The 23,320-nt window shown below is 65.9% G+C and carries 20 protein-coding genes; 7 read left to right on the forward strand and 13 right to left on the reverse strand.

Annotated features, from left to right (window positions below; all coding sequences use genetic code 11):
• Positions 1-29: 29 nt before the first annotated feature.
• From WNM05_RS15095 to WNM05_RS15120, 6 genes are all read right to left on the reverse strand, one after another.
• Positions 30-749, reverse strand: coding sequence for an LPP20 family lipoprotein (locus WNM05_RS15095; RefSeq protein WP_434628230.1), 720 nt, complete (start codon positions 747-749; stop codon positions 30-32).
• Positions 750-862: 113 nt separating this feature from the next.
• Positions 863-1,777: a GlxA family transcriptional regulator gene (locus WNM05_RS15100; RefSeq protein ID WP_434628233.1), complete on the reverse strand. Its 915-nt coding sequence runs from the start codon at positions 1,775-1,777 to the stop codon at positions 863-865.
• The gene (locus tag WNM05_RS15105; RefSeq protein WP_434628236.1) at positions 1,770-2,675 is read right to left on the reverse strand and encodes an EamA family transporter; all 906 of its coding nucleotides are present in this window, start codon (positions 2,673-2,675) and stop codon (positions 1,770-1,772) included. Before WNM05_RS15105 ends, WNM05_RS15100 begins: the two co-directional genes overlap by 8 nt.
• Positions 2,662-2,874 carry a DUF1737 domain-containing protein gene (locus WNM05_RS15110; RefSeq protein ID WP_434628239.1) on the reverse strand — a complete coding sequence of 71 codons (213 nt, stop codon included), beginning with the start codon at positions 2,872-2,874 and terminating at the stop codon, positions 2,662-2,664. The genes WNM05_RS15105 and WNM05_RS15110 overlap by 14 nt, the downstream gene beginning before the upstream one ends.
• 97 nt (positions 2,875-2,971) lie before the next feature.
• Positions 2,972-3,523: an isochorismatase family protein gene (locus WNM05_RS15115; RefSeq protein WP_434628242.1), complete on the reverse strand. Its 552-nt coding sequence runs from the start codon at positions 3,521-3,523 to the stop codon at positions 2,972-2,974.
• A 98-nt stretch (positions 3,524-3,621) separates the two neighbouring features.
• Positions 3,622-4,239, reverse strand: a complete 618-nt coding sequence (locus tag WNM05_RS15120) for a LysE family translocator (protein ID WP_434628245.1) — start codon at positions 4,237-4,239, stop codon at positions 3,622-3,624.
• A gap of 158 nt (positions 4,240-4,397) precedes the next feature.
• Here WNM05_RS15120 and WNM05_RS15125 point away from each other — a divergent pair, with 158 nt between their 5' ends.
• The 3 genes from WNM05_RS15125 to WNM05_RS15135 all read left to right on the forward strand — a co-directional run bounded on the left by WNM05_RS15125 (position 4,398) and on the right by WNM05_RS15135 (position 7,807).
• Positions 4,398-5,867, forward strand: a complete 1,470-nt coding sequence (locus WNM05_RS15125; protein WP_434628248.1) for a PLP-dependent aminotransferase family protein — start codon at positions 4,398-4,400, stop codon at positions 5,865-5,867.
• A gap of 231 nt (positions 5,868-6,098) precedes the next feature.
• Positions 6,099-6,365 (forward strand): translation initiation factor IF-1, encoded by a 267-nt coding sequence (gene infA / locus WNM05_RS15130; protein WP_434628251.1) that lies wholly within the window; start codon positions 6,099-6,101, stop codon positions 6,363-6,365.
• A 122-nt stretch (positions 6,366-6,487) separates the two neighbouring features.
• On the forward strand, positions 6,488-7,807 hold the full coding sequence (locus tag WNM05_RS15135; RefSeq protein ID WP_434628254.1) for a glycoside hydrolase family 19 protein: 1,320 nt from the start codon (positions 6,488-6,490) through the stop codon (positions 7,805-7,807).
• Positions 7,808-7,853: 46 nt separating this feature from the next.
• Here WNM05_RS15135 and WNM05_RS15140 read toward each other — a convergent pair whose 3' ends face one another.
• From WNM05_RS15140 to uvrA, 3 genes are read right to left on the reverse strand one after another with little or no spacing between them, the layout of a single operon-like run.
• On the reverse strand, positions 7,854-8,165 hold the full coding sequence (locus WNM05_RS15140) for a thioredoxin family protein (RefSeq protein ID WP_434628257.1): 312 nt from the start codon (positions 8,163-8,165) through the stop codon (positions 7,854-7,856).
• A 56-nt stretch (positions 8,166-8,221) separates the two neighbouring features.
• Positions 8,222-8,668, reverse strand: a complete 447-nt coding sequence (locus WNM05_RS15145) for a VOC family protein (protein WP_434628260.1) — start codon at positions 8,666-8,668, stop codon at positions 8,222-8,224.
• 53 nt (positions 8,669-8,721) lie between these two features.
• Positions 8,722-11,553 (reverse strand): excinuclease ABC subunit UvrA, encoded by a 2,832-nt coding sequence (uvrA, locus tag WNM05_RS15150; RefSeq protein ID WP_434628263.1) that lies wholly within the window; start codon positions 11,551-11,553, stop codon positions 8,722-8,724.
• Positions 11,554-11,719: 166 nt separating this feature from the next.
• On the opposite strand from uvrA, the gene WNM05_RS15155 reads away from it, so the two are divergent.
• Together WNM05_RS15155 and WNM05_RS15160 are read left to right on the forward strand one after the other, a co-directional pair.
• Positions 11,720-13,081: an MFS transporter gene (locus WNM05_RS15155; RefSeq protein ID WP_434628266.1), complete on the forward strand. Its 1,362-nt coding sequence runs from the start codon at positions 11,720-11,722 to the stop codon at positions 13,079-13,081.
• A gap of 605 nt (positions 13,082-13,686) precedes the next feature.
• Positions 13,687-14,538: a DUF1460 domain-containing protein gene (locus WNM05_RS15160; protein ID WP_434628269.1), complete on the forward strand. Its 852-nt coding sequence runs from the start codon at positions 13,687-13,689 to the stop codon at positions 14,536-14,538.
• Positions 14,539-14,756: 218 nt separating this feature from the next.
• Here the strand turns inward: WNM05_RS15160 and WNM05_RS15165 are convergent, their stop codons facing one another.
• Positions 14,757-15,431: an OmpA family protein gene (locus tag WNM05_RS15165; RefSeq protein WP_434628271.1), complete on the reverse strand. Its 675-nt coding sequence runs from the start codon at positions 15,429-15,431 to the stop codon at positions 14,757-14,759.
• Positions 15,432-15,804: 373 nt separating this feature from the next.
• Between WNM05_RS15165 and WNM05_RS15170 the strand changes: the two genes are divergently transcribed.
• The gene (locus WNM05_RS15170; RefSeq protein ID WP_434628274.1) at positions 15,805-16,275 is read left to right on the forward strand and encodes a single-stranded DNA-binding protein; all 471 of its coding nucleotides are present in this window, start codon (positions 15,805-15,807) and stop codon (positions 16,273-16,275) included.
• Between the two features lie 193 nt (positions 16,276-16,468).
• The gene (locus WNM05_RS15175) at positions 16,469-16,879 is read left to right on the forward strand and encodes a hypothetical protein (RefSeq protein WP_434628276.1); all 411 of its coding nucleotides are present in this window, start codon (positions 16,469-16,471) and stop codon (positions 16,877-16,879) included.
• A gap of 111 nt (positions 16,880-16,990) precedes the next feature.
• On the opposite strand, the gene WNM05_RS15180 is transcribed toward WNM05_RS15175, so the two are convergent.
• From WNM05_RS15180 to WNM05_RS15190, 3 genes are read right to left on the reverse strand one after another with little or no spacing between them, the layout of a single operon-like run.
• Positions 16,991-18,133, reverse strand: coding sequence for an RHS repeat-associated core domain-containing protein (locus tag WNM05_RS15180; protein WP_434628279.1), 1,143 nt, complete (start codon positions 18,131-18,133; stop codon positions 16,991-16,993).
• Between the two features lie 57 nt (positions 18,134-18,190).
• Positions 18,191-19,330: an RHS repeat-associated core domain-containing protein gene (locus WNM05_RS15185; RefSeq protein WP_434628282.1), complete on the reverse strand. Its 1,140-nt coding sequence runs from the start codon at positions 19,328-19,330 to the stop codon at positions 18,191-18,193.
• Positions 19,331-19,380: 50 nt separating this feature from the next.
• A complete protein-coding gene (locus tag WNM05_RS15190; protein WP_434628285.1) occupies positions 19,381-23,274 on the reverse strand; it encodes an RHS repeat domain-containing protein in 3,894 nt (1,297 codons plus the stop codon).
• Positions 23,275-23,320: the final 46 nt, after the last annotated feature.

The following is a 23,320-nucleotide window of genomic DNA, read 5'->3' on the forward strand; positions in this document are numbered from 1 at the left end:
GCGGCGGCAATCGCTGAGAAACGCCCCATTTACTGGTTCACGTAGAAATTGCTGCTGTAACGCGACGACGGCGCGGCCGTCGGCATCATCGCCGGCGCCGTCGACGGCACCACGCGGGTGGCGCCGCAATTGCCTTCCGGACACAGCGCGCCGGCGGTGCCCACGTCCTTGGAGGCCTGCATCACGCTGCCGGTCTTGTCCAGCGTATTGCGGAACTGGCGGTAGAACTCCTGGTCCAGCGTGATCTCCGCCACCGCCTCGCTGGTGCCGTCCGGCTTCATGCTGGTGGAGACGATGGTGACGCCGCGCAGATAGGCGTCCACATAGGTGCGGAAGCTATCGTTGTTGGCGATCATGTTCGATACCGAGCTGTTGCCGACCAGCTTCATGCCCTGCACCTGTTCGGCGATCGCGCGGAAGGCGTCCAGCCGCGCCGCCCGCATCGCCAGCAGCTTGCGCTGCGACGGGGTCAGGCTATTGGTGTACGGCGCGGCACCGGTGCCGGTGACGCGGACGATGATGGGCTGGAACGGACTGACCTCCTTGACCACCACCCTGACCTCCTGGCCTTCGCCGACGCTGCCGTCCTCGCCGGAACCGACATAGCCGACGCCCGACGGCGTCATGCCCGCATCCTTCGCCGACATCGGCGCCATCGCCGGCTTAGGCGGCGCGGCGGTGGTGCAGGCCGACAGGGCGGCCATCAGGACCAGGGAAAAAAGACGGGGCAGGCAGCGGGCTGTTTTCATGGCGATTACCGATAGATATTGATCGAATGGTATGAACCATTCAGCGGGCTCGTCAACCCGAACATCGGCCTGTCGCGATGAAACTTGAGAAAAGCCCGGCATCCGACTGCCCGTCAGTCATGCAGGCAGGCGGCGCGGTCCATCTGGCGCGCCGAGGAAAAGCCGGCCGCCAGCGCCGCCTTTTCCTTGCCCAGACCGCCGGCGCGCCATTGCCGGGCCAGCGCCAGTCGCAGCGCGCGGTGGTAGTCGTGCGCTGAAACGCCTGCGTGGTCGCGGAATAGCCGCGACAGGTGGCGGGCGCTGACGTGCACCTTGCCGGCCAGCTCCTCCAGCGGCCAGTCGCGCACCGGATCGGCGCAGATCAGGTCCTGGGCGCGGTGCAGCGCCGGATGCAGGTGGTTGCGCCAGGCCAGCCACGGCGACAGCTCCGGGTCCTGCGACGAGCGCCGGAAATACACCACCATCTCGCGCGCCACCTCGCGGGCGACGGCGGAATCGGCCAGCACGCCTATCAGGTGCAGCGCCAGGTCGACGCCGGCGGTGATGCCGGCGCTGCTGCTGCACGGCCCGTCGTCGACGAAGACGCGGTTCTCCAGCACCCGCGCCGCCGGCGCCAGCGCGCGCAGGCGGTCCAGCAGGCTGTGGTGGCTGGTGCAGCTCCGGCCGTCGAACAGGCCGGCCTCGGCCAGCAGCAGGCTGCCGGAGCAGATGCCGGCCCAGCGCACGCCGGCCTGGGCGCGGCGCGCCGCCAGCCAGGCGACGATGCGCCTCGCCTCCGGCCGGGCATGGGCCTCGGCCGACGGCGTCGAGCCGGGCACCACCACCAGCGCGCCGTCCGGCAATGCGTCCGGCAACGGCCCTACGCCGCCCAGCGGCAGGCCCAGCGAGGTGTCCACCTCGGCCGCCGCGCCGACGTAATGCAGCCGGAAACCGGCGCCCTGCTCCCCGGCCAGGCGGAACGCGTCGGCCGGGCCGGCCAGATCCAGCAGCAACAGGCCGGGCGGCAAGACGAAATAGATGTCACGCACGGCGCGCCCCGCCGTCCGCGACGGCCGCCAGCAGCCGGCCGCCGAACACCGTGACCACCAGGCCCGCCATCAGCAGGCCGCTGCCGGCCAGCTGCGCCGGCGTCAGGCTCTCGCCGAGCAGCCAGTGGGAAGCCAGCAGGCCGACCACCGGCACCAGCAGCGAAAACGGCGCCACCCTCGCCGCGGCGTGCCGCGCAAGCAGCCGGCTCCACAGGCCGTAGCCCAGCATCGTGGCCGCGAAGGCCAGATAGGCGACGGCGAACAGCGACTGCCCGTCGAAGCCGCGCAAGGCCCCGGCGATACGTTCGCCGCCCTCCAGCCACATGGACAACAGCAGGAAGGGCAGCGGCGGCACCAGGCTGGACCACACCACCAGGCCCAGCGGCTCCACCTTGAAACCCGCTCGGCCTATCGCTCGCACGACGATGTTGGACGCCGCCCAGCTGGTGGCCGCGGCTATGGTCAGGCCGAAGCCCAGCGCCGTCATGTCGCCGCCTTTGCCGATGCCGATCAGCGCCAGTCCGCCCAGCGCCAGCGTCAGGCCGGCCAATTGGCTGCGGCGCCAGGGCTCGCCCAGCACCAGCCGCGCCAGCAGCAAGGTGAAAAAGGCCTGCGATTGCAGCACCACCGAGGCCAGGCCGGCCGGCATGCCCAGCTTGATCGCCGAGAACAGGCAGCCGAACTGCCCGACGCCGACCGTCAGCCCGTACAAGGCCAGATAGCGCCATGGCAACGCCGGCCGCCTGACGAGGAACACCGCCGGCAGCGCCACCAGCGCGAAGCGCAAGGCGCCCAGCAACAGCGGCGGCACGCCGGCCACGCCCCATTTGATCACCACGAAGTTCACGCCCCAGACCAGCACGATGGCCAGCGCCTGCGCCACGTCAATCGGCGGCACCGTTCGCTCCCGCCCACAACACGGCCTGCGCGACGATCACGCGCTCGCCGTTGAACGTGGCCGCCGGCGAGCCGTGCAGCCGGTAGCCTAGCGCCAGCGCCTCGCTGACCCGCTTGCAGAAGGCCGAATCGACCGGCCCGGTCAGCAGCCGGTAGGCCGGCAAGCCGTCGGGCGGCGCGCTTGATGCATGTTGCGACATGCCTGCTCCTCATCTGGACAAACCGAATGGCGACACCTTATGACATGCGGGCGCCCGACGGCAAGCGCCCGCACCGGGCGAAAAAACGGCGACAGGCTCAGTCCCCCATCCGCCGCAAGGCCTCCTCCACCGTGACGATGGTGGCGAAGCGCCCGGCCAGCACCAGTTCGGTGCGGGCGCGGATGTCCGCGGCGCTGTAAACCACGCCGCTGCCGGCGTGCGTCATCGGGAAGGTCAGCGTCGCCTCGGTGACGAAGTCCACCTCGTAGCCCAGGTCCGAGGCCACGCGGGTGGTGGTTTCGCAGCACTGCTCGGTGCGGATGCCGGAAATAACCAGCTTCCGGATGCCATGCCTGATCAGCCAGTCCTGCAGGCCGGAATCGGTCAGCGCGTTGTGGACGTGCTTGACGAAAGACGCCGCCGGCCTGTGCGTCAGCCAGGACTGCGGCTTGACCAGCCCGGACTCGATCCTGAATGCCTCGTCGTCGTCCGTATGGAAGATGTTGACGACCGGCACGCCGCGCGCCTCGGCCCCGGCGATCAGCCCGAGTTGAGCTTCTTGATAGGCAGGCAAGTCGCGCTCGTCCCAGTACGGGCGGTGAAGAAAGGAATCCTGAACATCAATCACCAACAATGCGGTCTTTTTCATTTCGCCTCTCCCGGCGGTGTGGATATGGACAGCATCGTAAGGCGGATACAGCCAGCAAATAAGGCCTCCTTCGGACAAGTACCTGCCAAAAACGGACATCATGCCGCCAGGGCAAGCGCCGGCGCCAGTTCGTCGTACAGCAGCCACAAGGCAGTGAAGGCCATCAGCGCGCCCATCGTCAGGTTGTAGGCCAGTAAGGCGCGCGGCCGGGCCAGCCAGCGCCTCAGCTTTTCGCCGCCCCAGGCCCAGACGCTGATGCAAGGCAGATTGACCACGGCGAAGGCCAGCGCCAGCAGCGAGGCGGCGACCAGCTGGCCGCCGCCGGCCGGCATGAACAGCACGGACGCGTTCAGCACCATCACCCAGGCCTTGGGATTCAGCCACTGGAACAGCGCCGCGCCGACAAAGCCCAGCGGACGCGCCTGCTCGCGCGCCTCGGGCCGCCCGGCGCGGGCGATCCGCCACGACAGCCACAGCAGGTAGACGCAGCCGGCCACCGCCAGCGGCGGCCTCCAGGCGCTGAGCCAGCCCAGCATCTGCGCCAGCAGCATCGCGACGATGAAGACCTGCAGCGCGCAGCCGAGACTGATGCCCAGCAGGTGCGGCACGGTGCGGCGGAAACCGAAATTGACGCCGGACGAGGCCAGCATCAGGTTGTTGGGCCCCGGCGTGATCGACATCAGGGCGATATAGGACAGCAAGGCGAATTCTGGCATCGCGGATCTCCTGCGAAAACGGCAAGCGGCGACAGGCCCTTGCCCACCGGAAAATCTTATTCGCGCGGCGCCGATGGATACAGAATCAAAAATCAACTATTGATCTGGTTACAGATTGAGCTTTCCGCAGACTGTCACCATCCGCTATGATCACAGCTGTGCCCCTCACCCGTCCGCAAGACATGCAGAACAGCCCACCCACCCTCTACCAGCAGCTGGCCGACGACCTGTCGCTGGCGATCAGCCGCGGCACGCTGCCGCCCGGCTCGCGGCTGCCGTCGGTGCGCCGCGCCGCGCACAGCCGCCAGCTCAGCCTGAACACCGTGGTCAGCGCCTACCGCGTGCTGGAGGACCGCGGCCTGATCGAGGCCCGGCCGCAGTCGGGCTATTACGTGCGCTCGCGCCTGCCGTCGCCGGCGCGGCCGGCCGGCACCGAGAGCGGACCGGCCGCGCCGACCCCGCACGCGGTGCTGGACCTGATAGGCACGGTGCTGCAGGCGCAGCAGAGCGAGGGCTTCATCGACCTCGCGCTGGCCTGCCCGCGCGGCGGCGACTTCTATCCCGGCAACAAGCTGGCGCGGCTGATGGGACAGATCCTGCGCCGCCAGCCCGGCATGGTCAGCACCTACGCGCTGCCGCCCGGCTCGGAGCGGCTGCGCACCCAGATCGCCCGCCGCGGCATGGACCTGGGCATGACGCTGCAGCCGGACAACATCATCCTGACCCACGGCTGCATGGAGGCGCTGCAGCTGGCGCTGCGCGCCGTCACCCGCCACGGCGACGCGGTGGGACTGGAATCGCCAACCTACTTCAATCTGTTGCCGCTGCTGGCCAGCCTGGGGCTGAAAGCGGTGGAAATCCCCACCGACCCGCAGGCCGGCCTGTCGATAGACGCGGTGGAGGTGCTGCTGGCCGAGCGCCGCATCCAGGCCTTGGTGGCGATGCCCAACGTCCACAATCCGCTGGGCTGCTGCATGCCGCTGGAAGCCAAGAAACGGCTGGCCCGGCTGGTCAAGCAGCATCAGGTGCCGCTGATAGAGGACGCGCTGTACGCCGAACTGCAGTTTTCAGACACGCTGGCGCCCGCGGTGAAGGCCTTCGACAGCGACGGCTGGGTCATCGTCTGCGCCAGCTACACCAAGACGCTGGCGCCGGACTTCCGCATCGGCTGGATGGAGGGCGGCCGCTTCACCGCCTCGCTGCGCAAATTGAAGTTCGCCTCGTCGGTGGCGCAGCCGGCGGTGCTGGCCGAAACGCTGGGCGCCTTCCTGGAATCGGGCGGTTACGACCACCACCTGCGCACGCTGAAGCGCCGCTACGCCGCCCACGTCGAGAAGGTGCGCGGCCTGATCGCCCGCCACTTCCCGGCCGGCACCCGCGCGACGCTGCCGCAGGGCGGCTTCCTGATCTGGCTGGAGCTGCCCGAGGGCTGCGACAGCGTCGCGCTGTTCCACGCCGCGATGGCCGAGAAGATCAGCCTGATCCCCGGGCCGCTCAGTTCGCCCGGCGGCCGCTACCGCAACGCGCTGCGCCTGTCCTGCTGCTACCCGCTGGACGAACGCTATCTGGCGGCGCTGGTCCGGGTCGGCCAACTGGCCTGCGCGCAACAGGAAAGCCCGTCCGCGTGAGCGCCGTCGCCGCCTCGCAAACAAATCAGCTGACCGCGCCGGCGGTTGGCGCTACAATGACGGGTGCCTCTACTTCCGACGCCCGGCCGCCGGCCCGGCGTCTCGCCTTGCCTTTGGAATGCCCCGCGTTCCAGCCTGCTTGGTCACCGAATTGAAGCTCTATCGCACCGCCCGGCTGTCACCCGCGACCGCCCGGCCGCATTGCATTGTCCGTATTGAGAAAGGAAATCCATGTCCAAGGAAGACATGATCGAACTGGAAGGCGTCGTCGTCGAAATGCTGCCGGAGTCGCGCTTTCGCGTGAAGCTGGACAACAATATCGAAATCCTCGCCTACGGTTCCGGCAAGATGAAGATGCACCGCATCCGCGTACTGGTCGGCGACCGCGTCACCGTGGAAATGTCGCCGTACGATCTGACCAAGGGTCGCATCAACTTCCGCCACCCGACCGCCAACCCCGGCGGCGGCGGCGCCCCGCGCCCGTTCCGCAAGCGTTGAGCGGCTGCCGGGCCATGCGCCCGGAGCAGACCAATCGAATACATTTGCATTTGACATATTTCGTATTGGTTCCATAGTGGTATTACGTGCCGTTCGGCATGCCCCACTTCGAGGAATCCAATATGAAACTGTCCGCTTCACTCGCCCTATTGCTGCTGGCCGGCCCGGCGCTGGCCGCGCCGTGGAATGTCGGCGCCGGCTACCAAAAGGGCCAGGTCGTGCAATGGCAGGGCCGCGACTGGCAGGCCAAATGGCCCACCCGCGGCGAAACGCCCGGCGCCAACCCCCGCGGCTCGTGGATCGCCCACGTCGGCGCCGGCGCGCGCCGGCTGGATGACGCTGCGCCGCCGATCCCGACATTGCAGCAGGCCTTGCAGCACGAGGCCGACCTGACGAACAACGATTTCTTCCGCAAGGTCAAGGCGTCGATCCGCACGCTGCCCAGCGATCAGGTGGAGCAAGTGGCGCCAGGCCGCGCCGCCAATCCGCTCAATGTGCGCCGCGTCGAGCGGCTGCTGCCTTCGGCCAAGTGGGAATACTATTTCTCGCGCCGCGATCCGAGCTACACCTATACCCGCTTCCTGCAGGCGGTAGCCAAATTCCCCGGCGTCTGCGACGACTACGGCGACGGCCGCGACGCCGACGCCATCTGTCGCCACAGCCTGGCGACGATGTTCGCCCACTTCGCCCAGGAAACCGGCAACCACGACGCCAGCGACACCGTGCCGCAATGGCGCCAGGGCCTGGCCTATCTGCGCGAGATGGGATGCACCGACAGCGGCAGCGCCTGCGGCTACAACACCGAATGCAACGACCCGGTGTTCAACAAGGTGTGGACCTGCGGCAAGAACCCCGACGGCAGCTGGAAGAAATACTACGGCCGCGGCGCCAAGCAGTTGTCGTACAACTACAACTACGGCCCGTTCTCGCAGGCGATGAACAACGGCGACCAGTCGGTGCTGCTGCAGAACCCGGACCTGGTGGCCAGCACCTGGCTCAACCTCGCCTCGGCCACCTTCTTCTTCGTCTATCCGCAACCGCCGAAGCCGTCGATGCTGCACGTGCTGGACGGCACCTGGGTGCCCAATGCCGCCGACAAGGCCGCCGGCGCCGGCAACAACTTCGCCACCACCATCCAGATCATCAACGGCGAATGCGGCGGCGGCACCGAAAGGCAGGCGGCGCAGAACCGCATCGACTACTACAAGCAGTTCGCCCACGACCTGGGCTGGGACTACGGCGGCGAGCAGCTGTCCTGCGCCAATATGCAGCGTTTCACTTCGGCCAGCTCCGCCGCCTACAACATCTACTGGGAAAAGGACTGGCAGTGGCAGCACGACTACCAGTGCCAGCTGGTCAGCTACCAGACGCCATACAGCGCGCTGCAGGCCGGCAACTACCAGCATTGCGTCGAGGACAACTGGGGAATCAAGCTGAAATAGGCGCGACGGCCGGCAGCCCCCCGCGGCTTCCGGCCGGCCTGCGCGCTCACTCCCCGGCCGGCAGCGCCTCCAGATCGGCCAGGCCTTGCGGCCGCACCGCGCGGCCGACCTCGACGCCGTCGCGCAAGAGGATGAAGCTGGGCCACAGCTTGACGCCGTACAAGCGCCCCAAACGCCTGCCCTTGCCGTCCTCGACGACCAGGTGGCGCAGCCTCGGCCGACTCGCCAGGAATGGCGCCAGCAGCGGCTGCGCGCCCTGGCAGTGCGGGCACCAGTCGACGCCGAACTCCAGCAGCGTCAGCCCCGGCAGCGCCGCCATTTCGTCCGGCGAGGGATTGTCAGTCAGATAATGCGTCATGAACCCGCTCCCATGAAAAAACACCCGCTCGCGGCGGGTGTCCTGAACGACTCGGATCAGACGGCTAACTGGCCGCCCAGCTTCAGCTTGCCGACCAGCCAGGTGTGGTCGTAGCTGACGATCTCGTACGGATTGCCGAACGGATCGACGAAGGACAGCGCGCAGAAGAAACGATGGTCGTGCACCGAATCGCGGGCGATGGTCTGTCCTTCGCGATTGGTGACGCGCTCGCCGGCCAGCCGGTCTATCCACTCGACGAATTCCTGACCGCTGACCACGAAGGCGACCGCCCCCTGGGAATCGGACGGCGCGGCGTCGGCGTCTTCGCTAATCGCCAGGCGCACGCTGCCGCTGGCATTGGCCAGCATCGCCGTATTGTGCTCGCCGTCGGTCTTGTAGCGCGCGTCGGGAGCCATGCCCAGCACCCGCTGATACCATTTCAGCGCCAGCGCGGCATCCTTGACGCGAATGTGGATGTGATCGATCTTGCCTAAGCTCAGCATGCCTACCTCTTGATGTGCTGTGGTTTGTCGCCGGACGGGCCGGCGCCTTGGTTTTATTTCTTGTCCCGCTCGAGCAGCGGCGCCAGATAGCGTCCGGTATGGCTGACCGGATTGGCCGCCACTTGTTCCGGCGTGCCGCTGGCGATGATCTGGCCGCCGCCGGCGCCGCCCTCCGGCCCCAGGTCGATCAGCCAGTCCGCGGTCTTGATCACGTCCAGATTGTGCTCGATCACCACCACGGTGTTGCCGCTCTCGCGCAGGCGGTGCAGCACCTGCAGCAAGAGGTCGATATCGTGGAAGTGCAGACCGGTGGTCGGCTCGTCCAGGATGTACAGCGTACGGCCGGTGTCGCGCTTGGAGAGTTCCAGGCCCAGCTTGACCCGCTGCGCCTCGCCGCCGGACAGCGTGGTGGCGCTCTGGCCCAGGCGGATATAGCCGAGACCGACGTCCATCAGCGTTTTGAGCTTCCTGGCCACCGGCGGCACCACGGCGAAGAACTCCAGCGCCTGCTCCACCGTCATCTCCAGTACTTCCTGGATGCTCTTGCCCTTGTACTGCACTTCCAGCGTCTCGCGGTTGTAGCGCTTGCCGTGGCAGACGTCGCAAGGCACGTAGATGTCCGGCAGGAAGTGCATTTCCACCTTGATCACGCCGTCGCCCTGGCAGGCCTCGCAGCGGCCGCCCTTGACGTTGAAGGAGAAGCGCCCCGGGCCGTAGCCGCGCTCGCGCGCCAGCGGCACGCCGGAGAACAGCTCGCGTATCGGCGTGAACAGGCCGGTGTAGGTGGCCGGGTTCGAACGCGGCGTGCGGCCGATCGGGCTCTGATCGACGTTGATCACCTTGTCCAGCTGGTCCAGGCCCTTGATCTCGCGGTACGGCGACGGCTCCTCGCCGGCGCCGTTCAGGTCGCGAGCGGCGATCTTGTACAGCGTGTCGTTGATCAGCGTGGACTTGCCTGAGCCGGACACGCCGGTGATGCAGACCAGGCCGCCCAACGGCAGGTCCAAGGTCACGTCTTTCAGATTGTTGCCGGTGGCGCCGATCAGCTGCAGCATCCGCGCCTCGGAAAGTTCGCGGCGACCGCCCGGCAGCGCGATCTTGCGGCGGCCGGACAGGAAGGCGCCGGTGACCGAATTCTCGCTGGCCGCCACATCGGCCGGCGTGCCGGCCACCAGCACCTCGCCGCCGTGCTCGCCGGCGCCGGGGCCCATGTCCACCAGGTAATCCGCCTCGCGGATCGCGTCCTCGTCGTGCTCGACGACGATCACGCTGTTGCCGAGGTCGCGCAGCCGCTTCAGCGTGCCCAGCAGCCTGTCGTTGTCGCGCTGGTGCAGGCCGATCGACGGCTCGTCCAGCACGTACATCACGCCGGTCAGGCCGGAACCGATCTGGCTGGCCAGCCGGATGCGCTGCGCCTCGCCGCCGGACAGGGTGTCGGCGGAGCGGGACAGGTTCAGGTAATCGAGGCCGACGTTGTTCAGGAAGGACACCCGCTCGCGGATTTCCTTGACGATCTTCTCCGCCACCGCCTGTTTCTGGCCGGTGAATTCCAGCTTGTCGAAGAAGTCGGCCGTCTCCTTCAGCGGCAGCTGGTTGATCTCGTGCAGCGTGCGCGTGCCGATGAAGACGTGGCGCGCCTCCAGCCGCAGCCGCGAACCGCTGCAATGCGGGCAGGCCTGGTTGTTCTGGTACTTGGCCAGCTCCTCGCGCACCGCCATCGAATCGGTCTCGCGGTAGCGGCGCTCCAGGTTCGGGATGATGCCCTCGAACGGATGGGCGCGGGTGAACTTGGTGCCCTTCTCCGACATGTAGCTGAACTCGATGCTGTCGCGGCCGGAGCCGTGCAGCACCACGTGCTTGACCTTCTCCGGCAGGTCGTCGAAAGCCAGGTCGGCGACCGAGAAGCCGTAATGCTCGCCCAGCGCCAGCAGCATCTGGAAGTAGAACTGGTTGCGCTTGTCCCAGCCCTTGATCGCGCCGGAAGCCAGGCTCAGTTCCGGATGCGCGACCACGCGCTTCGGATCGAAGAAGGTGATCTCGCCCAGGCCGTCGCACTTCGGGCAGGCGCCCATAGGGTTGTTGAACGAGAACAACCGCGGCTCCAGCTCCGGCAGACTGTAGCTGCACACCGGGCAGGCGAACTTGGCGGAGAACCAGTGCTCCTTCGCGCTATCCATCTCCACGGCGATGGCGCGGCCCTCGGCGTGGCGCAGCGCGGTCTCGAAGCTCTCGGCCAGCCGCTGCTGCATGTCGGCGCGCACCTTGAGACGGTCTATCACCACCTCGATGGTGTGCTTCTTGTTCTTGTCGAGCTTGGGCACCGCGTCCAGCTCGTATACCTCGCCGTCCACCCGCACTCGGACGAAACCCTGCGCGCGCAGGTCGTCGAACAGGTCCAGGTTCTCGCCCTTGCGGCCGACGATGACCGGCGCCAGGATCATCACCCGCGTCTCTTCCGGCAGCGCCAGCACGTGGTCCACCATCTGGCTGACGGTCTGGCTGGACAGCGGCACATTGTGGTCCGGGCAGTGCGGATCGCCGACGCGGGCGAACAAGAGGCGCAGGTAGTCGTGGATCTCGGTGACGGTGCCGACGGTGGAACGCGGGTTGTGGCTGGTGGCCTTCTGCTCGATCGAGATCGCCGGGCTCAGGCCCTCGATCAGGTCCACGTCCGGCTTCTCCATCAGCTGCAGGAACTGGCGCGCGTAGGCCGACAGGCTCTCCACGTAGCGGCGCTGGCCTTCGGCGTACAGCGTGTCGAAGGCGAGCGAGGACTTGCCGGAGCCGGACAGGCCGGTAATCACGATCAACTGGTTGCGCGGCAGGTCCAGGTTGACGTTTTTCAAGTTGTGGGTGCGGGCGCCACGGATGCGGATGCTGTCCATAAGAAGCTGTTACTCACCGTCGTCAGGGAACCTGTTAATATACCCGACTTGGCCGGGCCGACTCCACTCGTCCGTGCAGCGGCGGCACCGAATCCGCCGTTTCGCCGTCATCCGTTTGCCCGGCGCGGTCGTTAAAACCAAGATACCCAAGAACGAAACACACCGCATGAATGCCACCGAATTGCGGGCCAGCCTGGGGCTGGCCGGTATCTACGCCCTGCGCATGCTGGGCATGTTCCTGATCCTGCCCGTCTTCGCCATCTACGCCAAAACCCTGCAGGGCGCCGACAACCACACGCTGATCGGCATCGCGCTAGGCAGTTACGGCCTGACCCAGGCCATACTGCAACTGCCGCTGGGCATGCTGTCCGACCGCATCGGCCGCAAGAAGGTGATCTACGGCGGCCTGCTCCTGTTCGCCATCGGCAGCTTCGTCGCCGCCGGCGCCCACGACATCGCCACGCTGACCGTCGGCCGCGTGATCCAGGGCGCCGGCGCCATCTCAGCAGCCATCACCGCGCTGCTGGCCGACCTGACCCGCGAGGAGAACCGCACCAAGGCGATGGCGATGATAGGCATGTCGATAGGCACCACCTTCGCCGCCAGCCTGGTGCTGGGTCCGCTGCTGGCCAAATACATAGGCGTCGGCGGCATCTTCGCGCTGACCGGCTTCCTGTCCCTGGCGGCGCTGCTAGGCGTGTGGCTGGTCATTCCGGACCCGGTGCAGTCGCGCTTCCACTCCGACACCGAGGCCAACGCCAAGCGGCTGCCGGCGGTGCTGCGGAACAGCCAGCTGCTGCGGCTGAACTACGGCATCTTCGCGCTGCACGCCGCGCAGATGGCGATGTTCGTCACCGTGCCGTTCGCGCTGATCAAGACCGCCCACCTGGACAAGTCCCAGCACTGGCAGGTCTATCTGCCGGTGACGGTGATAGGCTTCATCCTGATGGTGCCGGCCATCATCTACGGCGAAAAGAAGGCCAGGCTGAAGCCGGTCTTCATCGGCGCCATCGCGCTGATGACGGCCGCCCAGCTAGGCATGGCGCTGGCGCTGGACAGCTTCTGGCAGATCGCCAGCTGGCTGTCGCTGTACTTCATCGCCTTCAACATCCTGGAGGCGACGCTGCCGTCGCTGATCTCCAAGATCGCGCCGGCCGACGCCAAGGGCACGGCCATCGGCGTCTACAACACCTCGCAGTCGTTCGGCCTCTTCCTGGGCGCAGCCGCCGGCGGCTGGCTGTACACCCATTTCGGCTCCAGCGGCGTGTTCGGCTTCACCACGCTGCTGATGCTGTCGTGGCTGGTCTGGTCGCTGGGCATGCAGGCGCCCAAGGCGGTGCGCTCGGTGATGCTCCACATCGGCGACGCCTGGCAGGGCGACGCCGAGGCCTTGTCGCGCGAACTGGCCTCGGTGGCCGGCGTGGACGAGGCGGTGGTGGTTCTGGCCGACCGCGTCGCCTATCTGAAGGTGTCGCAGCAGCAGTGGGACGAGACCGAGGTCCGGCGGCTGGTAGACGCCACCTTCTAAGAGCCTGTTCAAAGTCTTTTTGCGGCATCGGCCGTTTTCCGAAAAGATCGCGAGCAGGTTCCAAGCCTCCCGGAACACGGCCAAGGGCGAGCTGAAAAGCGGCTAACAAAACTCCCGATCCTGCGTCGCGCCTCCTTGCCACACTGCTTGCGCCGTCTGCGCCGGCGCGTTTGGATCATGCCGGATTTTGTTAGCAACCCTTAACAATTCGGCTCGCCAGATTCACATCGGCTTTCAATTCCGTCACAAAATTCCGCCATATTCGCCGAATGGCATCCAATACAATGATTCGCATCCAATCAGCGAAGGACAGCAAGAGACGCCATGCCTGAGGCCTAGCGCCGCGCCGCGGACGACCAGACTCAGCCATGCCGTTTCCCCCGATACGCCGAGGGGGCGCCCCCGCGCCCGTTCGACCTCATTCCCCCCCACTCGACGCCCCTACGGAGGCGCAATCCACCTGAACCTGGCAAGGAGACTCCCATGAAGTCGGCGATTCGGACGATCCCCTCTCCCCCACACACCGGTGTTTACGCATTGAAGACGGCATCCGGACGCGAAATCGGCCATCCACTGCGCGGCAAGCATTGAACGAGAGCCTGATCATGAGAAAAACGCTATTGGCGGCATGGCTCCTCCTTCCCGGCGCGGCATATGCGGACAACAACATCGACTTTTACAATGTAAAAGAACAAAAGCTGATTGAAATATTCCGGCAAAACGAAAAATCGCCGCCCGGCCGGAAAATAAAAATCTTTTCAAGCCTTTTCCTGGGAAACGCCTACTTCCCCAGCAGGCTGATAGGTTCGAACGATATCGACGAAAAACTGGTGGTGGACTTCGGCAGGCTGGACTGCTTCACCTACCTGGACTATGTCGAGTCGTTGCGGCGCTCCTCCAGCATCCATAATTTTGTCGAAAATGTGATGCGCACCCGCTACGTCAAAGGGAAAGTCAGCTATCTCTCCAGAAAGCACTTCTTCTCCGACTGGGCCAACGTCGAGCCGCGCTATGTGACAGATGTGACGCAGTCCATCAGCAGCCGCGCCGTAACCGAAATCAAACAACTCAATCAAAAGGAGGACGGCAGCCTTTACATTGCCGGACTGAAAACAAAGCGCCGAAGCATCAGCTACATACCGGGCAGAGCCATAGACGGCGATGCGCTGAGTAGACTAAAGGACGGGGACTACATCGGGATTTACACCCCGGCCGCAGGGCTGGATGTCACGCATACCGGCATTTTCATCCGCCAGCCCGACGGCCCCGTGTTCAGAAACGCCTCATCGCTATCCCGCAATATGAAGGTTGTAGACTCGCCCTTTCTCAACTACGTCAGAAAACGGCCCGGAATCATCGTCTATCGGGCCATCGATGCGCAGCCCTCGCAAGCGCCCGCCCCCAGGCGGCAAACCGCCGGACGCGAAGCCGCAAGCACTACGCAGCAGGCGCTCTGACCCGCCGTTCACGGCAGCCATCCCGCCTCGGCCGCACAAGTTCAAGGCACGCCATGAACTTGTCGAAACCCGATGACGCAGCGCGTCCGACATGTCCGCCGCCCGCGGACGGCGGACAAGACACGGAGACGGTTCACAGAATCTTCAATTGAGAATGCGACGGAGGCGGCGTCCCGCCATCGCGAAACGCCGCCTCCGCTGTCCATGCCTCCAAGCGATTATTTCTGCTGCTGCGCCGGCTCGGCCACATAGATCTCGACGCGGCGGTTCATCGCGCGGCCGGACACGGTGCCGTTGTCGGCCACCGGCTCGCGCGAGCCGCGGCCGTCGACGCCTATGCGGTTGATGTCGACGCCGCGCGAAGCCAGATAGCTCTGCGTCGCCTTGGCGCGGTTGACCGACAAGGGGTTGTTGATCGCGTCGGTGCCGGTGTTGTCGGTATGGCCGATGATGTTGACCGAGGTCACCGGATTCTGCTGCAGCGTCGTGGCCAGCTTGTTCAGCACCGGTTTCAGGCTGGGCTTCAACGCGTAGCTGCCGGTATCGAAGGAGGCGTCGCTGGGGATGTTGATCTTCAGCCGGTTGTCGGCGGTCTGGCTGACGCCGATGCCGGTGCCCTTGGTCGCCTGCTCCATCGCCTCCTTCTGCTTCTGCATGTGCTGTGACCACAGATAGCCGCCGCCGGCGCCCAAGAGGCCGCCGATCGCCGCGCCGGTGGCCGCGCTGCGCCCGGTATGGCCGCCCGCGGTCAAGGCGCCGATCGCCGCGCCGACGCCGGCGCCGATCGCCGCGCCGCCGCCGACGCCCTTCTGCGTGTCGCTCATATTGGCGCAGCCGCCGAGGCCGATCACGCTCACCGCCAACATCGACACCACCGCGTTTTTCATCATCATGCTTGCATTCTCCTCAAAAAGGTCCAGGAAAGACCGCGCCCGACCAAGCCGGTTCACACAGCGGCGGTCGGCGCAAAAACCGGCGCCTGCCGGATCGACGTCGGATGCTATAGCCTACGCCGAAACCTTTGCCCCCGCACCCTCCGGTTTTCACGCGAGCCGGCCGCGATTGCCGTGTATAATGTCGCCCAATCGTTCGGCCCGCGCCCGGCCGCTCGGGTTCCGCCGCCCCGGCCTTTTCGCCAGGGAGGCGGACCGACGCGGCGCGCCGACTTGGACACCACGGGCAAATCCGACGGCGCCGGCTGCCGGCGCCCGACCGGGCCGCCGCCGCGGCGCAGGCCAAGCAGTATGAACTTATCCGGAGAATCGAATGAACAGCATCACCTTTGACGGCCGTCTGGCCGCCGACGCCGAACTGCGTTACACCCCGAGCGGCGAGCCCGTCCTGTCGTTCCGCGTGGCCAGCGACATCGGCTTCGGCGAGCGCAAGACCACCAACTGGTTCAGCTGCCAGGTATGGGGCAAGCGCGGTGAATCGCTGAAGAACTACCTGGCCAAGGGCCAGCAGGTGACGGTCTACGGCCAGCTGACGCTGCGCGAATGGCAGGACAAGGACGGCAACAAGCGCGTGTCGCCGGACGTGCGCGTCAACGAACTGAGCCTGCAGGGAGGCCGCAACGAGATGGGCGGCGGCGCCTCCGGCGGCATGGGCGGCGGCATGGACGACGGCTACGGCTACAACGCCCCGGCCCCGCGCCAGGAAGCCCCGGCCGCGCCGCGCCGCCAGGAGCCGAAACCGGCCCCCCGCATGGACGACATGGACGACGACATTCCGTTCTAAACGTCGCGCCCATGCGCTGAAACGGACCAGGGGAGCCGCCCAGCGCGGTTCCCCTGTTTCTTTGCATCGTCCCTCCGCCGCTCGTTCGACGGCGCGGATAGGAAATATCCGACAGATCCCTCCTCATCGCCGCGTCCCGACCGCGACCGGCGACAATGCCGGCCCGTCTCCCGCCATCCCACAGGACAGATCAATGAGAACACTCGTCGCCACCATTCTGACAGCCATCGCCCTGCCCGCCGCCGCATGCGGCGTCCCCGAGCAGCTGGACGGCAAGACCCTGGTCAACGTCGCCGATCCGGCCTATTCGCCCGGCAATCCGAACGCCGGGACCATCATGAAGCTGCGCTTCGGCAAAGACGGCTACGAAAACAAGATACTGAGCAAGGGCCTGGTCGTCCATGGACAGTACCGCTACCGCAAACTGCACGATACCGTCGGCCTGATGGAGGCCAGCGAGCTGTACGACGGGCGCGCCACCCGCTACAGCCTGGTGCTGACCTGCCTGAACGACTACTCCGGCACCGCGGTGTTTACCCAGATCCAGGGGGCCATCGCGCCCGACACGCGCCAGAACACGGTGCGCTACACGATAGACCGATGACGGGCGGATGATCCCGTCCGCCGGAGCGGGGCGGGCTTGCCCGCCATCGCGGATGCCGTCGGCCATACCCGTCGGAAGCACGTGGCGCGGAAAGCTTCAGATCGCCCCCCATTACCCCGATATCGGTAAAAACACATCTTCGTCCCCGTCTACGCGATAAAACGCGGCGCCGGCCCGCCTCTCCCGCATTGCCCAATACGCATAATGGTCATAGCGCTGCCTGAACGCCTTATTGATATCTGCTAGCGCCCCTTCGGGATGGTTCGCTGAAAGATCCCTGATCGCGACATGCGCAAAATCGCTGGCCCGCCCGGTAATGGCAACGGGCCCGCGGTAGCCTATCGTCACCTTTCCGGTCAACTCGGCAAAATGGCGGGCGATATCGCTGGAATAACAAGAGATGATCCTGATTTGGTGGAACTTGTTCAAATCGATGCCGGACTTTTCCAGGAATTCCGGCAGCGCATCAGCCGGATACAGCTTGCTTCCTATTTGCAGGCGGCCTGGATGTTCGCTGCCGGCCAGCTCGACTCGATGCGCGACGATGTTCAATCTGCGATCGCCGTTCTGAGCAGTATCTCTGAATCGATAGGCCAGGTCCGCAGGCAAACCCTCATTTCTCGCCAGCCTGTAGCGCCGCGCCCATTCCCCCATCACATTTCCCCAAGTGATGCCCATGATGGCAGGGCTGCGAAACTCCTCGTCCACGCCTAGCGCGATATGGAAAATATCGGACCGTTCCAGCATGCCGGCGACGCGCCTGCCCAGGGCGTAAGCGCCTCGGACCACGCCCGCCGCGCCGGCGCCCAGCGACACCCAGCCCAGGATGGCCGAGGCCTGCGGATCGGCCTCTTCCGTCGCGCCGCAGGCTATCGCCGTCACATCGACGACCACGCCCAGCGCGCCCGCCGTCAGCGCGATCGCCGAGGTCGATTCGATGGCGGCGATCACGCCTCCGGCCGCCACGATGGCGCTTGCGGCGGAGATCGCCGCCAGCGCCAGGCCGGCCACGCCCAGGCCTATGCCGGTCCAGGCCTGCCAGCCCAGATGGCCGGACGGGTCGGCCCGGTTCACCGGGTCCCCGGCGCAATAGCCGTAGGCATTGACGCCGCCGGCGCCGAACGGACTGAGGCTGTCCGGACAATGGAAACGCATCAGCGCCGGACTGTAGGTCCGGTAGCCGTTGCCCAGATGCGCGGCGCCGCCGACCGGATCGCGGCGCTCGCCATTGAAGCCCAGCACGCAGTGGCTCATATTCGTTCCATTAGACGGTAGTCGCTTGAAACCGCCGGGGCAGGATGCCCCGATGGGTCAGGCCGCCCCATTGTCTCGGTCTCGGCCAAACACGACCTCATCGCCTTCCACGCGATAAAAAGCGATACCGGTATCCCGTTCATTGGCGAAAGCCTTCGCATAATCGTCATATCGCTGCCTGAACTCGACATTCATCCTTCCCAGATCGCCGTCGGGACTATTGCGAAAGATGTCATCCATCGCGGCATGCGCAAAATCGCTGGCCCGGCCATATATGCTGACCAAATCCCGATAGCCAACCGTGACCATTCCTGTCTTACGGGCAAACCATTCGGCCATGCCCGCCGAGTGGCAACTGATAAACCTGACGACTGAATAATCGGTCAAATCAATCCCGCGGTACTTAAAAAAGCTTGGCATGATATCGACCGGATACTGCCCCGTCCCTATTTGCAGACGGCCGAGGGGCTCGGGCGGGTTCATATCGACATGATGCGCGACGATGTTCAACCTCCTCTTCCCATCCGCCGTGGTATCCCTGAACTTGTAAGCCACGTTCTTGGGCATGCCCTTGTTTCTTGTCACCCTATACGGCAATGGCCGCGCCCTCACCTCGGTTTTCTGTCCCATCCCCAGAATCGCCGGGGTTTCGAACTCATCGTCCAGGCCCAGTGTCATGCGGAAGCGATCGCGCCCCCCCAACAGGCCGGCGACGCGCCTGCCCAGCCGGAAGACGCCGTACCCGACACCCGCCGCGCCGGCGCCCAGCGACACCCAGCCCAGGATGGCCGAGGCCTGTGGATGGCTCTCTTCGATCGCCCCGCAGGCTATCGCCGTCACATCGGCGACCACGCCCAGCGCGATCGCCGAGGCCGACTCGATGGCGGCGATCACGCCTCCGGCCGCCACGATGGCGCTTGCGGCGGAGATCGCCGCCAGCACCAGGCCGGCCACGCCCAGGCCTATGCCGGTCCAGGCCTGCCAGCTCAGATGGCCGGACGGGTCGGCCCGGTTCACCGGGTCCCCGGCGCAATAGCCGTAGGCATTGATGCCGCCGGCGCCGAACGGACTCAGGCTGTCCGGGCAATGGAAGCGCATCAGCGCCGGACTGTAGGCCCGGTAGCCGTTGCCCAGATGCGCGGCGCCGCCGAGCGGATCGCGGCGCTCCCCATTGCAGCTCAATACGCACTCGTTCATCACTCACCTCCGGCTCGCCGCCGGCCAGCGGGAGCCAATCGACTGCGGCATCAGCCAGACGATCGATCGCCGTAGGGGGTATAGGAATAGCGCTTGGTCTGTCCGTCCTCCTGCTGTGAAACGATGCTGCCCTTGCCGTCCGCGCCGGTCAGCGATGTCGTCGAATGTTTGCCGTCTCCGTTGACCTGGGCCGCGCAGCCTCCGACTCCGTATACCAGCCGCACGCGGCTGTCGTCATCCTTCGGCTTCTGTCCGGACCGGGTCATCCACTCATTGACCAGCCTGTCCGCCTGATAGTAGAGGCGATGTTCCATTCCGGACGCCTCCACCGACTGGCAAACCAGGCGGTCGTGCGCGTCGTAGCCGTAGCCGGCGTTGCCGACGGTCCCTTCCACCCGCGACAACCTCCCCAGCGCGTCGTAGCGCAATGTCCGGCCGGCCTCGTCGCGCACCAGTCGGCCGGCCTTGTCGTATTTCAACTCTATCGTGGCCGGATACCCGCTGGCGGTATGCGTCACCTTGCTAAGCTGGCACGGATCGGCCTGGTTCTCGAACAGATATTCCGCCGCGTCCTCGCCCCCTCCGTCCAATAGCGTCGTGCACTTGCGGATATTGCCGAAGGCGTCGAATTCGAAGCGCTGCCCCCGCATCGCCTTGCCATAAGCGTCCCGCGGCAGCTGCGAGCCCGACACCGCATAGGTTTTCAGCCGATTGCGGGCATCGTAGGCAAAGGTCTCGTCGCAAAGCAGCTTGCTTCCGCCTAGGCGCTGCCGCTGATGCAGCTGGCCGTTCGGATACCAGACCTGCAGCAGCGTATCGGGGTCCCCGGACTTGGCGGCCAAGGTCCTCTTGACTTCGCGGCCCAGGCTGTCCCGCTCCACTGTCGTGGTCAGCGCGTGCCCCTGCTTGTCCTTCGCCGTCCAGGCGGAAAGCTGCTGCAAGCCGTTGTACTCCAGCGTCACCGTGACCGCCTCGTCGGCGATCTCTATCAGCTTGCCGATATGCGCCGCCGCGGTCTGGTAAGTGCGCGCCTGCGCTGCGCCGTCTATGCCGACGCCGCTCAGCAGACTGCCGCCCAGCGAGTAGCGGTAACTGGCCTTCTTTTGTCCGCCGGAACGGATATCGTGCCCCTCTTCGCGCAAACGCCCCGAAGGCCATCTATTCCATGTCGACTGGGCGCCCCCGGCCTCTTCCGCCGTCCGCAGCTGTCCCAGCGGCAGCTGATAGGAATAGGACTGCTTGATGGCCGGCACCGCGGGCTGCTGGTCCGGGCAGGTAGCGGTGACCGACTTCAGCGCCTCGTTCAGCTTGTCGTCGACGGCGTGGATCCGGACGCGGCCGTCCGCCTCCGTCACCGTATGCGGCAGCGACGCGGCGTCGTTTGCATATTCGAACCGGGTCGGCCGTCCGCCGCTGACGGTCTCCTTCAAACGCCCCAGACCGTCGAAGCGCTGCGTTCCGGCCACGGTCTCCACGCCGCGTTCGACGACGCCGATCCGCGTCGGCAGCGGCGTCTGGCTGAACGGGGCGTATTGCTTGCGCAGCGCCGAACCGTCCGGCAGCGCGGTTTCCACCGTCCGCCCCCAGGCGTCGTAGCGGTATTCGGTGCGATTCCCCATCTCATCGGTGCCGCGGCGCAGCCTGTGCGCGCCGTCCCAGACCGATTCGGTGGCGCTGTACGGCTTGTCGTCGGCGTCCCATGATCGGCTTTCCCGGTGGTAGGCCAAGACGATGCGGCGCGTCGGATCGTGGCTGGCCTTGCTGTAGAACTGCTTGCTCTTCGCGCTGCAGCGATCCGTCCCGGCCAGCCACGACGTGACGGTCAGGCCGATAGGGTCGGCCTCCTGATGCCATTCCAGGCCGGTCTCCAGCACCCGCTCGACGCGGAGCTGGCCCCAGTGGTCCCAGCTCCGCTCCATCGTCTTGCGCAGCGTGACCGGCTTGTTCGCGCGGTCGAGCACGACGTCGGCCATCGTGATGCGCGCCGCCCGGCCGGCCTCGTCGTATCGATGAATCGCCACCGTCTGCCAGCCAAGGCCATTGTCCCTGTCGCACACCTCCTCCCGGACCACCCGGCCCAGTCCGTCGTGGCTGCTGCGGCTCTGGTTGCCCAACGCGTCGGTGTGGGTCAGTTGCGCCGGCGTGTCGGCTGCGGGCCATCGATAGTCCCAGCGCTCGGCGCTGCGATAATCCGCCTGATCCGGATGGATGGTCCGGGTCAGCAGCCTGCCCAGCCGGTCGTAACGGTACGACACCGTATTGCCCAAAGCGCTGGTTTCGGACAGCAGGCGTCCGGTCAATGCCGACTGGACCTGGACCGACGACACGGTCAGCGACTTGCCGGCCTGCTTGTCCAGCGGATTTTCCTTGACCGTCAGGCTGACGGTCTGCTTCAGCGCGATATCGTGGTCGCCGCTGCGTATCGGCTCGAAGGTGAAGCGCTGCACCGCATCGTAAGGCGTTTGATCGGGGCCGTAAGTCGTGACGGTCCGGGTATGGATGCGCCCGTGCTCGATCTTCTCGGGCGCATCCAGGTAATCGTAACGCTCCTGCGCCATCCGCTGCGGCTGGTAGGCCGTCCACGTCGGCGCTCCCCGCTGCATCGCCTCGCGCGCCTTCGGTCCGGGCATCCCGACATAATGGGTCGCCGTCTTCTGCAATACGGCCTCGGCATGCAGGCTGCCGGCGCGCGTCTTGATCGCCTGGAAGACATATTCGGTGCGGCTGGCCGCTTCATCGCCGAACTCGGCGCTTATCGGCGGGAAAACCGTCTTGCTCTTGATGTAGCGGCCGAATCCTTCCGGCGCCGCCGGACACCGCCCCGGCTCGCCGCCGCGCGGGTAGTAGTCGATGATGGTGATAGCACCGTCCGCGGCAGTCTGCTTGGTCAGTTGTCCGGCATCGTCGTACTCGAACGAAACCGACTCCGATCTGCTCAGCCCCGCCGCCTCCCAGCTCGTCGTCTGCCGGATCGGCAACTGGAATGTCGCCGGCTGGGCCTGGTAAGACTGCCCCTCCAGCGCAGGATAGCGGGTCTCCTGCCGGAAAACGCAATTGCCCTCGCGGACCTCTTCCGAGATCAGCAAGTGGAAATTATTGTACTTTCTGGTCGTGGTCCGGATCGGATTGGACGGATTCAGCGACGAGTCGAGCAATTTCTCGTCGGACTGGTAGTGGTATTGAACCTGAATATCGAACAATTCGTCCGCGCCGCCCTGCGAGCCGTTGAAGCGGGCGCCATGCCCCAGATAATTGGCGGCGGAGTACTCATAGCAGGTATGGATCGCCGGCTGTTCCGCGCCGGGAATCAGGGTATGCATGACCACAGCAGGCAGGCCGGTGTCGTCGCCGGCGTCCTGCAGCTTCATCCGCAACGCCTCGTACTTGACCCGCTGTACCAGCCCGGTCGGCGCGCTCAGCTCGTTCAGCAGCAGGCCGCCCACCGCCCCGACGATCTTCTCGTCCGTTTCATATCCCAGAGTCCAGGCGATGTCGTCGCCGTCCAGGCTTTTATTGATGATCTGCCGCAGATACCCGTTTTCGAAATTCAGCGCCAGCACGACTTGCTCGTCGGCCGAATCCGGCCATTGCCTTATCGTGACGCTCTGGCCGTCGGCCGGCGGATAGTCGATTCGCAGCAGCGCGCGCTTCTCGTCGTCGAACACTTCCTTCAAGCGCAGATGCCCGGCGCCGGGGGACTCCCAGCGAAGATGAAGCGCATGTCCCAGCGGCGATTCGATTTTCTCGGGCACGTAGACGTCCGGCCCCCATGGCGCGACCAGGTGATGGGTCTCGCCGCTCTTCAACGCGATGCTGTATTTTCTGACGCCATCGGCAACCGTTCGATGCACCCTGACGGTGTCCAGCTTCAGTTGGCAAATGGTCGCCGGCATCGTGTCTTCGTCGATCAGACGATAACGCTCTCCCGACGCCAGAACCAGCATGCGCCGCCGCCGGTCGTATTTGACAAATCCGTTCAGCGAGAAGCCC

The sequence above is a fragment of the Chromobacterium sp. CV08 genome, from assembly GCF_051129845.1.
Taxonomy (GTDB): Bacteria; Pseudomonadota; Gammaproteobacteria; order Burkholderiales; family Chromobacteriaceae; genus Chromobacterium.

Bases quoted from the DNA above. Each gene is read 5' to 3' on its own strand.
- WNM05_RS15095 (WP_434628230.1), bottom strand. From the start codon at position 749: ATGAAAACAGCCCGCTGCCTGCCCCGTCTTTTTTCCCTGGTCCTGATG.
- WNM05_RS15110 (WP_434628239.1), bottom strand. From the start codon at position 2,874: ATGTCGCAACATGCATCAAGCGCGCCGCCCGACGGCTTGCCGGCCTAC.
- WNM05_RS15115 (WP_434628242.1), bottom strand. From the start codon at position 3,523: ATGAAAAAGACCGCATTGTTGGTGATTGATGTTCAGGATTCCTTTCTT.
- WNM05_RS15120 (WP_434628245.1), bottom strand. From the start codon at position 4,239: ATGCCAGAATTCGCCTTGCTGTCCTATATCGCCCTGATGTCGATCACG.
- infA (WP_434628251.1), top strand. From the start codon at position 6,099: ATGTCCAAGGAAGACATGATCGAACTGGAAGGCGTCGTCGTCGAAATG.
- WNM05_RS15135 (WP_434628254.1), top strand. From the start codon at position 6,488: ATGAAACTGTCCGCTTCACTCGCCCTATTGCTGCTGGCCGGCCCGGCG.
- WNM05_RS15140 (WP_434628257.1), bottom strand. From the start codon at position 8,165: ATGACGCATTATCTGACTGACAATCCCTCGCCGGACGAAATGGCGGCG.
- WNM05_RS15145 (WP_434628260.1), bottom strand. From the start codon at position 8,668: ATGCTGAGCTTAGGCAAGATCGATCACATCCACATTCGCGTCAAGGAT.
- uvrA (WP_434628263.1), bottom strand. From the start codon at position 11,553: ATGGACAGCATCCGCATCCGTGGCGCCCGCACCCACAACTTGAAAAAC.
- WNM05_RS15155 (WP_434628266.1), top strand. From the start codon at position 11,720: ATGAATGCCACCGAATTGCGGGCCAGCCTGGGGCTGGCCGGTATCTAC.
- WNM05_RS15160 (WP_434628269.1), top strand. From the start codon at position 13,687: ATGAGAAAAACGCTATTGGCGGCATGGCTCCTCCTTCCCGGCGCGGCA.
- WNM05_RS15165 (WP_434628271.1), bottom strand. From the start codon at position 15,431: ATGATGATGAAAAACGCGGTGGTGTCGATGTTGGCGGTGAGCGTGATC.
- WNM05_RS15170 (WP_434628274.1), top strand. From the start codon at position 15,805: ATGAACAGCATCACCTTTGACGGCCGTCTGGCCGCCGACGCCGAACTG.
- WNM05_RS15175 (WP_434628276.1), top strand. From the start codon at position 16,469: ATGAGAACACTCGTCGCCACCATTCTGACAGCCATCGCCCTGCCCGCC.
- WNM05_RS15180 (WP_434628279.1), bottom strand. From the start codon at position 18,133: ATGAGCCACTGCGTGCTGGGCTTCAATGGCGAGCGCCGCGATCCGGTC.
- WNM05_RS15185 (WP_434628282.1), bottom strand. From the start codon at position 19,330: ATGAACGAGTGCGTATTGAGCTGCAATGGGGAGCGCCGCGATCCGCTC.
- WNM05_RS15190 (WP_434628285.1), bottom strand. From the start codon at position 23,274: ATGCTGGTTCTGGCGTCGGGAGAGCGTTATCGTCTGATCGACGAAGAC.